General features: G+C 67.3%; 12 protein-coding genes. 3 read left to right on the top strand and 9 right to left on the bottom strand.

Translation table 11 applies throughout. The features are described 5' to 3' along the window. The 7 genes from LN047_RS11205 to flgB form a co-directional block, all read right to left on the bottom strand. The gene (locus tag LN047_RS11205) at positions 1–690 is read right to left on the bottom strand and encodes a flagellar basal body L-ring protein FlgH (RefSeq protein ID WP_056316623.1); all 690 of its coding nucleotides are present in this window, start codon (positions 688–690) and stop codon (positions 1–3) included. Beyond that, positions 690–1,475, bottom strand: a complete 786-nt coding sequence (flgG, locus tag LN047_RS11200) for a flagellar basal-body rod protein FlgG (RefSeq protein WP_056316620.1) — start codon at positions 1,473–1,475, stop codon at positions 690–692. The genes LN047_RS11205 and flgG overlap by 1 nt, the downstream gene beginning before the upstream one ends. A 52-nt stretch (positions 1,476–1,527) precedes the next feature. Beyond that, positions 1,528–2,292, bottom strand: a complete 765-nt coding sequence (locus LN047_RS11195) for a flagellar basal body rod protein FlgF (protein WP_056316617.1) — start codon at positions 2,290–2,292, stop codon at positions 1,528–1,530. Positions 2,293–2,339: 47 nt separating this feature from the next. Then, the gene (locus LN047_RS11190) at positions 2,340–3,806 is read right to left on the bottom strand and encodes a flagellar hook-basal body complex protein (RefSeq protein WP_056316614.1); all 1,467 of its coding nucleotides are present in this window, start codon (positions 3,804–3,806) and stop codon (positions 2,340–2,342) included. Between the two features lie 69 nt (positions 3,807–3,875). Next, the gene (locus tag LN047_RS11185) at positions 3,876–4,574 is read right to left on the bottom strand and encodes a flagellar hook capping FlgD N-terminal domain-containing protein (protein WP_056316612.1); all 699 of its coding nucleotides are present in this window, start codon (positions 4,572–4,574) and stop codon (positions 3,876–3,878) included. A gap of 20 nt (positions 4,575–4,594) precedes the next feature. Further along, the gene (gene flgC / locus LN047_RS11180) at positions 4,595–5,014 is read right to left on the bottom strand and encodes a flagellar basal body rod protein FlgC (protein WP_056316609.1); all 420 of its coding nucleotides are present in this window, start codon (positions 5,012–5,014) and stop codon (positions 4,595–4,597) included. 22 nt (positions 5,015–5,036) lie between these two features. Then, positions 5,037–5,444: a flagellar basal body rod protein FlgB gene (gene flgB, locus LN047_RS11175; RefSeq protein ID WP_056316606.1), complete on the bottom strand. Its 408-nt coding sequence runs from the start codon at positions 5,442–5,444 to the stop codon at positions 5,037–5,039. A gap of 178 nt (positions 5,445–5,622) precedes the next feature. Between flgB and flgA the strand changes: the two genes are divergently transcribed. The 3 genes from flgA to LN047_RS11160 all read left to right on the top strand — a co-directional run bounded on the left by flgA (position 5,623) and on the right by LN047_RS11160 (position 7,262). Beyond that, the gene (gene flgA, locus LN047_RS11170; protein ID WP_056318671.1) at positions 5,623–6,336 is read left to right on the top strand and encodes a flagellar basal body P-ring formation chaperone FlgA; all 714 of its coding nucleotides are present in this window, start codon (positions 5,623–5,625) and stop codon (positions 6,334–6,336) included. Between the two features lie 127 nt (positions 6,337–6,463). Next, positions 6,464–6,757, top strand: coding sequence for a flagellar biosynthesis anti-sigma factor FlgM (gene flgM, locus LN047_RS11165; protein ID WP_056316603.1), 294 nt, complete (start codon positions 6,464–6,466; stop codon positions 6,755–6,757). 31 nt (positions 6,758–6,788) lie between these two features. Continuing rightward, a complete protein-coding gene (locus LN047_RS11160; RefSeq protein ID WP_062840916.1) occupies positions 6,789–7,262 on the top strand; it encodes a flagella synthesis protein FlgN in 474 nt (157 codons plus the stop codon). Positions 7,263–7,343: 81 nt separating this feature from the next. Here LN047_RS11160 and flhF read toward each other — a convergent pair whose 3' ends face one another. Together flhF and flhA are read right to left on the bottom strand one after the other, a co-directional pair. Next, a complete protein-coding gene (gene flhF / locus LN047_RS11155) occupies positions 7,344–10,331 on the bottom strand; it encodes a flagellar biosynthesis protein FlhF (protein WP_373981776.1) in 2,988 nt (995 codons plus the stop codon). Then, positions 10,328–12,448, bottom strand: coding sequence for a flagellar biosynthesis protein FlhA (gene flhA, locus LN047_RS11150; RefSeq protein ID WP_175212083.1), 2,121 nt, complete (start codon positions 12,446–12,448; stop codon positions 10,328–10,330). The genes flhF and flhA overlap by 4 nt, the downstream gene beginning before the upstream one ends. Between the last annotated feature and the right edge of the window lie 3 nt (positions 12,449–12,451).

Raw genomic sequence — 12,451 nt, 5'->3', positions numbered from 1 at the left:
TTAGAACGGCGAGGCGATCAGGAAGAAGCGTTGCAGCCAGCCCATGGTCTGGACTTCGTCCATGACGCCCTTGCTGCGGTATTCGATGCGCGCATCGGCCACTTGCGTGGACGACACGGTGTTCGTGCCCGTGATGGAGCGCGGATCGACCACGCCGGCAAAGCGCACGTATTCGCTGCCGCGGTTGATGGCGATCTGCTTTTCGCCGGCAACCTGCAGGTTGCCGTTGGACATCACGCCCACCACCGTGGTGGTGATGGTGCCGGTGAAGGCGTTGTTGGCGCTGCTGTCGCCCTTGCCCTGCGACACGTTGCCGCCGTTGGCTTCCGTGTTCAGGTTGGCGTTCGCCCAGCTGTCCATGAAGGACGGCGCGGCGGCGATGCCCAGGGTGGCCGAGCCGGTGCGGTTGGTGTTCGTCGCCACGTTCTTGGACGCATTGGTGCGCTCGTTCAAGACGATGGTGACGATGTCGCCCACATTGCGCGGCCGGCGGTCTTCGAACAACGGGTAATTGCCGTATGTCGTGGGCTGGTAGATCGAGCCCGTGGGCTGCGCCATCGGCATCGGCGGCGGCGGCGGCGCCGCCGTCGTCGGCCCGGTCACGATGGGCTCGGGCGGGATGATGGCGCAGCCAGCCGCCAGCAGAGCCAGCGCAGACGCAAATACCAGGCGCAGGACAGACATGGGCATCACAGTTGGGTCAGGCGGGCCAGCATTTCGTCCGACGTCTTGACGGCCTTGCTGTTCATTTCGTAGGCGCGCTGCGTCGTGATCATGTTGACCAGTTCCTCGGCGACGTTGACGTTGGAGGTCTCGACATACTTTTGCATGATCGAGCCCGCGCCGTCCACACCGGGCTGAAGCAGGTTCGCCGGGCCCGAGGAGTCGGTTTCCAGGTACAGGTTTTCGCCGATGCTTTGCAGGCCGGTCGGGTTGATGAAGGTGGCGATCTGCAGCTGGCCGATCTGCACGTTCACGCCGGCCGCGCCGGGTTGCGTCACCGACACCATGCCGTCGTTGCCGATGGTGATGGACAGCGCGTTGTCCGGCACGTTGATCGGCGGCTGGATGACGTAGCCGCTGACGGTCACGAGCTGGCCGTTCTGGTCGCGCTGCAGGGCGCCGTCACGGGTGTAGGCCTGCGTGCCGTCGGGCAGTTCCACCGGCAGGAAGCCGCGACCGTTGATGGCCACGTCCATTTCGCTGCCCGTGTTGTTCAGGTTGCCGGTCGAGTGGATGCGCTCGGTCGCGGCCACGCGAGCACCGGTGCCCAGCTGCAGGCCGGACGGCAGTTGCGTGGCGTCGCCCACCTGGGCGCCGGGCTGGCGCAGCGTCTGGTACATCAGGTCCTGGAACACGGCACGGCCGCGCTTGAACCCATTGGTGGAGACGTTGGCCAAGTTGTTGGAAATCACGTCCATGGAGGTCTGCTGACCTTCCAGGCCCGTCTTGGCGATCCACAGCGAACGCATCATGATGAGAAACTCCGGTGCCGCGGCTTGGCCGCGAGCGAAATGTTTATTTAAATCAGGCGCTTACGGACAAAATGCCGTTGGCGCGTTCCGCATTGCGGTCCGACTGCTGAATCACCTGCATCTGCTGCTCGAAGCGGCGGGCGTTTTCGATCATGCCCACCATCGACGCCATCGGATTGGTGTTGCTGCCTTCCAGCACGCCCGACAAGAGACGCAGGCCGGGATCGGCAGGCAGCGGCGGCGCGGGCTGGCCATTGACCGGCGCCATGCGGAAGACACCGTCGTCGCCGTGCACCAGCTGCTTGTTGTCCGGATTGACGAGCTTGAGCCGGCCCAGGTTCAGGATGTTGTTCGGCGCGTCGCCGGCGCCCAGCGCCGTGATCGTGCCGTCGGACGTGATGGTCAGCGCGGCCTGGTCGGGCACGTCGATGGGACCGCCCTGGTCCGACAAGACCGGCTGGCCCAGCGACGTCTGCAACAGGCCGTTGATGCCCACCTGCAGGCTGCCGGCGCGCGTATAGGCTTCGCCCTGCGGGGTCTGCACCGCGATCCAGCCGGCTTCGCTGGACAGCGCCACGTCCAGGTCGCGGCCCGTGGTCTGCATGGTGCCCATCTGAAAGCTGTTGCCGGGCGTGGACGCCACCGTCGAAACACGCGTAGGCAGGCTCACCCCGTCCGTCACCGGAACCGAGCGGTACAGCGCGATCTGCTCGCGAAAGCCCGTCGTGTTCACGTTGGCCATGTTGTTGGAGAGCGCGGCCTGGTGCTCCGTGATCCGCGCTGCGCCATTCATGGCGGTGTAGATGATTCGATCCATTGCCTATTCCGTGGGTGTCGTCGGTGTCGTCACTTGCCCAGCGGGCATTACTTCAGGTTCATCAGGACTTGCATGATTTCGTCCTGGGTCTTGATGGTCTGCGAATTGGCCTGGTAGGTGCGCTGGGCAATGATCATGTTGACCAGTTCGCGGCTCATGTCCACGTTGGACGCTTCCGTTGCCTGGCCCACCACCGTCGACATGCTGTTGGTGCCGGGCTGGCCCAGGATCGGCTGGCCGGAGGCCGCCGTTTCCTTCCAGGCGTTGTTGCCCACGGGCTGCAGGCCCTGCAGATTCGAGAAGTCGGCCAGGACCAGCGTGCCGACAACCTGGGTTTCGCCGTTGGTGTAGCTGGCGACCAGGCTGCCGTCGCTGCTGATGTTGATGCCGCTGAATTCGCCGGACGTGTAGCCGTCGGGCTTGGCGACCAGCTTGTAGTTGCTGCCGTATTGCGTCGTGCCGGTGTAGTTGACCGCGATGTTCAGCGGATCGGCCGGGGTGGCGGTGCCGCCAGGCTGGGCGAACGTCAGGTTAACGATCGGCGCGCTGGTCAGCGTGCCGGCGTTGTTGAACGTGAACTGCTGGGGGTTGCCCCACACGCCGCCGGCTTCCGTCGTGGGCGCCATGGCCTGGCCGTCCATCGTGTAGTACACGTCGTACACGCTGGTGCCGGCCGTGGCTTCACGCTTGACGAAGTACTGCATGACCTGGTGCGAGTTGCCCAGGGAGTCGAACACCGTCATGGGCGAGGCGTTCGTGTAGGTGCTGGAGATCTTCGGATCGAACGGCTTGCCGATTTCCGTGACGGCGGCGGTGTAGTCCACGAAGCCGGGGATGTCTTCCAGCGCGCCAGCGGTAACCTGACCCGTGCCGTCGATCGTGACGGTGTTGGGCGCCGTGCCGTACGTGTTGGCGGGCGGGTTTGCCGGGGTCCACGTCAGCGCGCCGCCGGCGGCCTTGGTGAACGTGTAGGCGGTGCCGCCCAGCGTGACCGAGCCGGGAACGGCCGGCGACGTCACGGTGTCGACCTGGTAGATGACCTTGGCGTTGGCGTCCAGGTTGGCCACGGTGGTGGCGGTGCTGGTGGCCTGCGGCGCCACGTTGGCGGTCGGCAGTTGCAGTTCGACCGGGTTCGCGCCGATCGCGCCCGCGGGGTAGCCGGTCAGGCGATAGCCTTGGGCGTTCACGATGAAGTTGTTCTTGTCGACGAGGAATTCGCCGTTGCGCGTGTACATGACCGAGCCGCTCTGGTCGGTCACGCGGAACATGCCCTTGGCGCCATCGATGGCGATGTCGTATTCGCCGCCGCCGCCCGTCACCGCGCCAACGGTAAAGCGCTGGTTGATGGCCGCAACCTTGACGCCCAGGCCCACGCGCGAGCTGGCGTAGACGTCAGCGAACGATGCGGTCGCCGACTTGAAGCCGACGGTGCCCGAGTTGGCGATGTTGTTGCCGATGACGTCCAGGTTCTGCGCAGCGGCGTTCAAGCCGCTCAATCCTTGTCCGAAGCCCATGTTTACTCTCGCTAATCTTTAGTGGAAAAGCCGTCGCCCGTGCGCCGGCACCGATTCATATCCGCCCGTTCAGGCGCCGATCACCTTGCGCACGTCCAGCATGCTGGTCTGGCCGTCCAGGCCAAGATCCAGTCGCAGGCCGTTGGTCGAGTACGCCACGCTCTTGACGTTGCCGTAGCTCAGCACTTCCGTATTCACCTTCGCGCCTTCCGCGTCGGTGGCCAGCACGGACACGTTGTAGGCGCCCGCTTCCAGCGCCACCCCGGCGTCGTTCTTGCCGTCCCATTCCAGCGTGTACACGCCGGTCTTCTGTTCGCCCAGCTCGATGGTGCGAACCACCGCGCCGTTCGAATCGGAAATGCGAACCTGCACCTTGGCGGCGTCGCCCTGCAGGTCCAGGCCGTAGGGCGTGACCACGCGGTCCGCCGGATTGGCGCTGTCCACGCCGACCTTGACCTTCGTGCCCGGGATCAGGACGCCCTTGCCGATCATCGACACGGCGTTCATCGACTGGGACACGTCGATCTGGCCGCTGATGGCCAGCATGGTGTTCTTCAGGTTGGTGATGCCTTCCACCGTGGAGATCTGCGCCAGTTGCGACGTCAGCTCCGCGTTCTGCATCGGGTTCAGCGGATCCTGGTTCTTGAGCTGCGTGACCAGCAGCTTCAGGAACTGGTCCTGCAGGCCCTGCGCGGTGCTCGCGCTGTTGGCGCCGGTTTGCGCCAGGCCCATGGCCGTGGTGCTCGTGGTTTGATCGACGGTGGTCATGGATAGACTCTGGCTGGAAATTAGGACTGGCCGATGGTGAGCGTCTTCTGCATCAACGCCTTGGCGGTGTTGAGCACTTCGACGTTGGCCTGGTAGGACCGCGATGCCGCGATCATGTTGACCGTTTCGGCCACCGGATCGACATTGGGCATGCTGACGTAGCCCTGGGCGTCGGCCAGGGGATGCTTCGGGTCGTAGACCTGCTTGAGGGGCGACTGGTCCTGGACCACGCCGGCCACGCGCACGCCGCCGATCTCCTGGCCCAGCGCCTGACCCGCGGCGGGGTTGACCTGGAACACGACCTGGCGCGCACGGTACGGCTGGCCGTCCGGGCCCACCACGCTGTCGGCGTTGGCCATGTTGCTGGCCGCCACGTTCATGCGCTGCGACTGTGCGCTCAGCGCCGAGCCGGCGATATCGAAAATGCTCAACAAGGACATTGCCTGTTGCTCCCTTTAAAGATCAATCCTGAATGGCGGTCTGCAGCCCGCGGATGCGGTTGGAGATGAGCTGCATCGTGCTCTGGTAATGCAGCGTGTTGTCGGCGAACTGCACGCGCTCGATGTCCATGTCCACCGTGTTGCCGTCCATGCTGGGCTGGTACGGCAGGCGGTACAGCAGATCCGTCGGGCCCTGCGACACGGCCTTGGCCGGAATGTGGCGGGCGGAGGTCAGCTTGAGCGACGTGTCGGGCAGGCGCATCGTGCCTTCGATGGCGGCTTGCATCGCCGCCTTGAAGTCGATGTCGCGCGCCTTGTAGTTGGGCGTGTCGGCGTTGGCGATGTTCGAGGAAAGCACTTCCTGGCGCTGCGCGCGCAGTGCCAGAGCCTGCTGGTAGAACCGGAAATCTTCGTTGAGCCTGTCGAGCATCGTGGCGCCTTGAATACGTTGCAAATCAGATAAAGCGAGGGACACCGGACACACCGTTATCCCATTGGATGACGGCATGATAGGGGCCGGACTGGTAACACAATCAGCCAAATAACCCGTCATTTCTCATCCAATTCACGTATTGCCGAAAGCCGCCCACTTCTACAATTCATCCATCATGAAAATCTCCGCACGACTCCTTCACGCGCGCGCAGGCCTGGCTGTCCTGCTTCTGGCCTCGGCGGGCGCCGCCCAGGCCCAGGCGGCGGCCACCCAGGCGCCGGAAGCGATCGTCATGGCGGCCCAGACCTATCTGCAGGAGCAGCTGGCCTCCCTGCCCGGCCAGGCGTCCATTGCCATTGATCCGCCGCGCACCGACCGGCTGGCGCCCTGCGACACCTTGTCCCCGTTTCTGCCTTCCGGCATGAAGCTGCGCTCGCGCATGACCGTCGGCGTGCGCTGCAATGCGGCCAAAGGCTGGACCGCCTATGTGCAGGCGACCGTCAGCGTGGCCGGCCACTATTACGTGGCCTCGCGCCTGATTGCCGCCGGCCAGGCCCTGACCCCGGCAGACCTGGACGCCCGCGACGGCGATCTGGTCGCCCTGCCCCCCGGCGCCATCACCGACCCGCAGGCGGTGGCCGGCATGACCGCCGCGTTCCGCATCAACGCCGGCCAGCCCATCCGCAGCTCCTCGCTGCGCAACGCCCAGTCGGTGCAGCGCGGCACCAACGTGCGCATCAACGCGCGAGGCAAGGGATTCACGGTCAGCAGCGAGGGCGAAGCCCTGGAAAACGCCCCGCCCGGCGCGGTGGTCCAGGTCAAGACGGCGGGCGGTCAAGTGGTCAGCGGTATCGTCCGAAACGCCACCCTGGTGGAAATACAGCTCTAGATAATGTTACAAATCGCGTTGCGGCGGGTGTGTATATACCCTAAAGTTCCTTCGCCCCTTGTCGTTACAGAGACATAAGTAGGCGGATCCGTCGCAAACCGACCCAGGACGCCCTGCGGAGAAAACCTTGAAAATCAATTCGACCACCAACCGGCCCCTGGCGGCCGACGCCGTCGGTGCACGCGCCGAGTCCGCGGTCAGCCAGGCCTATGGCGCCGGCAGCGCCACCGGCTCGAGCAGCTCGCAAGTCGCGCTGAGTTCGGCGTCGCGCAAGATGCTGGCCCTGCAAGACGGCTCGAACGACATCAACGTCGAGCGCGTTGCCGCCATCCGCGCCGCGATCGCATCCGGGCAGCTCAAGATCGACACCGGCCGCATCGCCGACAGCCTGATCGCCAGCGCCCGCGACCTTCTGAAATAGCCTGCCCTTTCTTTATATAGAGCCGTCTGTCATGAGCCTCGTCGATTCCCTGCAATCCTGCATGAAGCAGGAAGACACCCTGATCTCCGAGTTCTCCTCGATTCTCGAGGAAGAAACCGAGGTCCTGGTCAGCCAGGGCAGCGTCGAGGCGCTGAACCAGATCACCGAACGCAAGCGCGGCATCGCGCAGCAATTGGTCGACCTGAGCCAGACCCGCGACACCCTGCTCACCGAAATCGGCCTGCCCACGGGCCATGTCGGCACCGAACAGGCCGCGGCGCAATATCCGCAGCTCTCCGGCGTCTGGCAGGCGCTCCTGTCCAAGTCGGCCTCCGCCAGCGAAATCAACATGCGCAATGGCGCCCTGATCGACGTGCACCTGCGCTATACCCAGCAGTCGCTGGACGCCCTGCGCAACGTCGGCGTCGGCAGCGCCTCGACCTACGACGCGCAAGGCCGCGGCGCCCGCAGCGCGCCGGGCCGCCGGCCGATCGTGGCGGGCTGAACGCTCCAGCCTCCCAATAGAAAACGGCGTGCCTGGCACGCCGTTTTTTTGTTTGCGGCCGCCCGGTCGCCGGGCGCGGCTTCACGCCCCGCCCGTCATCTCCAGCAGCGCAAACATCTTCAGCAGCGCCACCGGCAGCATCTTGCCGGACAGCTTGCGTTCCGTGCCCACGATGCCCGACAGCGGGCCGCGCACGACGTCGGCCGCTGGCGAATGGGCCAGTTGCCAGCAGGCGGCGCCCAGCTGACCGGCCATCAGCGACTGGCGCGCCAGCGTGTGGGCGCCGTCGACCGCGGGCAGCGCTTGCCACGCATTGGCCATGTAGCGGAACGCGGCCTTGGCCTCGTCTTGCAGGACCAGCCAGCGCGCGATCGTCGCGGCGTCGGCCTGCGAGGCCGGCAGGTTGGTGGCGCCGAACAACTGGCCCGCGACCTCGCCGGTCACGGTGTCGATCAGCCGCGCGCAGATCAGGCGCACGCTGGCGCCCTGCCCCTTGCCCGGCAGCACGACTTCGGTGCCCGATGCCCACAGCGCGAGCGGCACGGTTTTGCCGCCCGCCGCGAGGCGCAGACCCGGCATGTCGCCGGGCTGGCCCACGGGCAGATAGCCCACGCTCTTGCCGACAGCATTCAGGTTGGTCGGGCACTCGTCCTGGATCACCCGCAGGCCACCCGGGCAACGAGCCACCCACGACACGCCCTGCTCGGAGAAGGGTTGCCACAGCGCAACCGTGCCTGCCTCCAGCATGTGGACCAGCGGCACGGACTGCAGGCGCTCGCCCAGCCACGCCACGCGCGATTGCAGGGCCAGCGCCGGATCCGGCTGGGCCGGCGCGGCCGGTGCAAACGAACTCAGCATGCCGTGCGGCAGCACCAGTTGCTGCGCGGGCGCCGCAAGCGCGGCGCCACGATCGCTCATCAGCAGTGCGCCGAGCAGCGCGCCGCCTGGCAAGGCATCGCCCTTCATGGCGGTCTTGCCGTGCATCACAAGCAGGTTGCGGGTGCAGGCGGCGGAGAATTCACGGCGCGCCATCGACAACGGCTCGTCGCCCAGCGCGGCCAGGCTGGAACCGGCGCCGTCGCTGACGTATTCACGCCAGGCGGTGCGCGCCTGCAGGCACGCCGGGTCGTTGTCCAGCCACGAAATCGTGTCGTCCAGGCTTTGCGCCGCGGCGATCGACCCCGCGCCCGCCTGTTGCGGCAGGATCGCCGAGGCCAGCAGCTGGCGGCGGCGCGCCGGATCCACGGCGTCCGGTTCGCGCGACGACGACACCAGCGACGCGAGATCGGCCTCGCTCGGGGTGTACAGCGCACGGGCGCGCTCCACCATCGAGAACGCGCGGTCGATCAGCACGTCTGCGCGCGCCAACTCCATGTGCTCGGGCACTTTCTGGCCGACGGACATGTAATGGATCGGCAAGCGGTGGCGGATGGCCGTGTCCAGCGCCGCGCCCAAGCGCGTGGCTTCGTCCAGCTTGGTGATGATGCAGCCGGCGACATCCTCGCCGACCCCATTGCGGTAGGCGTGCGCGACCTCATCCAGCGTGTCGCCCTGGCTGGCGGCATTGAGCACCAGCAGCCGGCGCACCGGCTTGCCCGCGTTGCACAGCATCGACGCCTGCTCGGCCACCAGGCGGTCGCGCTGGCTGATGCCGGTCGTGTCGATCAGGACGATCTTGCGGTTGCCCAGCTCGGCCAGGATGCGGCGCAGCTCGCCGGCATCGCGCACCGAATGCGCGGGCACGCCCATCAGGCGGCCGTAGATCTGCAATTGCTCCAGCGCGCCGATCCGGAACAGGTCGGTCGTCAGCATGGCGACCTGCTCGCGTCCCTCTCGGGCCACGCAGCGCGCGGCCAGCTTGGCCAGCGTCGTGGTCTTGCCCACGCCGGTGGGGCCGACCAGTGCGTACACGCCGCCGGCCAGGAATTCGTCTTCCGAACGCACCACCGGCAGGTGCGTCACCAGCTCATTACGCGCCCAGCTCTGCGCCGCCTCGGCGGAGAGGCCCTGCGGCAGGCGTTCGACCAGCGTGCGAACCAGTTTGGTGCTGAACCCAGCATCCAGCAGGCTGCGGAATAGCGCGGCGGCGGCCGGCTCCCGGCCCGGACCCTGGCGTCCGCCCCACAGCAGGCCGTCCATGCGGGTTTCGAGCGCTCCGCGCAACGCGCTGATGGCATCCTGCAGACCGGCGGCGGTATCGGCAGCCAGCGGCGCGGGCGGCAAACCCTGCGGCGGGCGGACCGGCGCGTCCGGCATGCGGCCCATGGAAGGCGCGGCGGACAAGGAGGCCGGTGGCGCGGCGGACAGGGGCGACGCGGCCGGCGGCATGGCGGGCGGCTGCGCAGGTGTGACGGGCGCCGCGGCGTAACCGCGCGGCGCCTGGTAAGCGGTCGCGGGCGCGGCGGCCATTGCGGCAGCCGCCGGCGCGACGGACGCGGCCATGCGCTCGGGCATGGCGTGTTCCGGCGTCATGCGAGCGGCCGGCGCGGGGACGGGGGCTGCGGCGGCCAAAGGACGGATCGGCGCAAGCGGCGGCAACTCGACGCGGATGGGCGCGGCCGGCTCAGGCGCGGCCGGCTGAGGTGCGGCCGGCTGAGGCGCTACCGGCTGCGGCGCGACCTGCTGAGGCGCGGCGTGCTGAGACCCGACCGGCTGAGACCCGACCGGCACGGCGGCGGCGGGCGCAGCCGTTGCCGAACCCGGTATCGCAGAAGCCGGCGCGAAGTCCATCGGCGATGCCAACGTTTCCGACGCAGGCTGCGCGGACGCCGCATAAGCGGACTGGTAGGCGGCAATGGACCGCGCCGGCGCCGCGTAGCTGGCCGGCGACATGGCCGGCGACATGGCTGGCGGCATCCCCGGCGGCATGGCCGGCATGTTGGCCGGCGCCTCGCGCGGCGGCGTCTGCGGTGGCGGCGCATCGTCGAACGCGCCATCAACGGTGGCCAGCACCTCGATGCCTCCGTCGACGCTGCGGTTCGACACGATCAACGCGTCCGGCCCGAGGGCCTCGCGCACCTGGCGCATCACGTCACGGGTGTTTGCCCCGTAAAAGCGGCTGATCTTCATTGCCCATTGCTCCCGCCGATCAGCGCCGTCACGCGGACGATGCGCTCATCGGGAATTTCCGTATTCGACAAGACGCCCAACTGCGGCAGATGATGGCGCAGGAAGCGCGACAGCGGCGCGCGCAACACCGGCGACACCAGCAGCACCGGCGCATTGCCCTGCGATTCCTGCCGTTCGACCGCCGCCTGCGCCTCGCGCAGCAGCGTGTCGGCCAGACCCGGCTCCAGGCCGCCGCTGGTCGTCATGGCCTGCGACAGCACGCGTTCCAGCTTCACATCCAGCCCGATCACGCGCAGCTCGCCCTCGCCCGGGAACCACTGCTGCGTGATGGCGCGGCCCAGCGCGCGGCGCGTCAGCGCGATCAATTCGTTGATGTCGGGCTGGCCACCCGAACCGGCGGCCAGCGCCGCCAGACGCGGGCCGTGCTCGGACAGCGTGTCGATGATGGTGCGCATGTCGCGAATCGGCACTTCTTCGGACAGCAGGCCCTGCAGCACCTTCTGCAGCGCGGTCAGCGACAGCGTCTTGGGCACCAGGTCCTCGACCAGCTTGGGCGCGTCGCGGCCGATGCGGTCCAGCAGCTGCTGCACTTCCTGGCGGCCCAGCAGGTTCGACCCGTGGCGGTGCATCAGGTGATTCAGGTGCGTGGCCACGACCGTGCCCGCATCCACCACCGTATAGCCGGCCACCTGGGCCTGGTCGCGCAGCGAGCTGTCGATCCACAGCGCCGGCAGGCCGAACGCCGGATCGGTCGTCGGGGTGCCCTTGATCTGCATGGTCACGCCGCCCGGGTCGATGGCCAGCCACTGGCCGGGCATCGCCACGCCGTTGCCCACTTCCACGCCCGACAGCAGGATGCGGTAATCGTTCGGCTTGAGTTCCAGGTTGTCGCGGATGTGCACGACCGGCGGCAGAAAGCCCACGTCCTGCGCAAACTTCTTGCGCAGGCTGCGGATGCGGTGCAGCAGCTCGCCGTTCTGGGCGTGGTCCACCAGCGGGATCAGGCGGTAGCCGACCTCCAGCCCCAGCTGGTCCACCATCGACACGTCTTCCCAGCTTGCCTCGGCGGCCGCGGCCTGCGCCTGGGTGATCGCCTGAGGCGGTATCTCTTCGGCCGCCACCGCGGCGGCCTGCTTGCGTTTGAGCAATGCCCAGCCGCCCCAGCCCAGCGCGCCGGCCAGGGTCAGGAAGGCGATGTGGGGCATGTTGGGGATGAGGCCCATGATGCCGATGATGCCGGCGGTCAGGAACAGCACGCTCGGGTTCGAGAACAGCTGGCTGATGATCTGCTGGCCGATATCCTGGTCCGTCGACACGCGCGACACGACCACGCCGGCAGCGGTGGAGATCACCAGCGCCGGGATCTGGGCCACCAGGCCGTCACCGATGGTCAGCAGCGTGTAGACGCGGCCGGCTTCGCCCATGGACATGTCGTGTTGCGCCACGCCCACGACCAGGCCGCCGATGACGTTGATCGCCATGATGAGCAGGCCGGCGATGGCGTCGCCGCGCACGAACTTGCTGGCGCCGTCCATCGAGCCGAAGAAGTCCGACTCCTGCGACACTTCCGCGCGGCGCTTGCGCGCCTCGTCCTCGCCGATCAGGCCGGCGTTCAGATCCGCGTCGATCGCCATCTGCTTGCCGGGCATGGCGTCCAGGGTGAAGCGCGCGCCGACTTCGGCGATACGGCCCGCACCCTTGGTGATGACGATGAAGTTGATGATGGTCAGGATGATGAAAACGATGATCCCGACCGCGAAGTTGCCGCCCACCAGGAAGTGCCCGAAGGCCTCGATCACCTTGCCCGCGGCGTCCGGACCCGTGTGACCATGCAGCAGCACAACGCGGGTGGACGCGACGTTCAGCGACAGGCGCAGCAGCGTCGCAAACAGCAGCACGGCCGGGAATGCGGCAAAATCCAGCGGCTTGCGCGTGAACATGGCCACCAGCAGGATCATCACGGACAACGCGATGTTGAAGGTGAACAGCAGGTCCAGGAGGAACGTGGGCAGGGGCAGCACCATCATGCCCAGCACCATCACGATCAGGATGGGACCCGCCAGCAGCCGCGCGTGCGTGCCGCCGTTACTCTTCAACATGGTGAGCAGTGCGCTCATTCC

Source organism: Achromobacter sp. JD417 (assembly GCF_041879325.1).
In the GTDB taxonomy this organism is placed as follows: Bacteria; Pseudomonadota; Gammaproteobacteria; order Burkholderiales; family Burkholderiaceae_B; genus Achromobacter; species Achromobacter mucicolens.
Note: the sequence above shows the minus strand (reverse complement) of the source record. Positions and strands in the feature narration are given on the sequence as shown.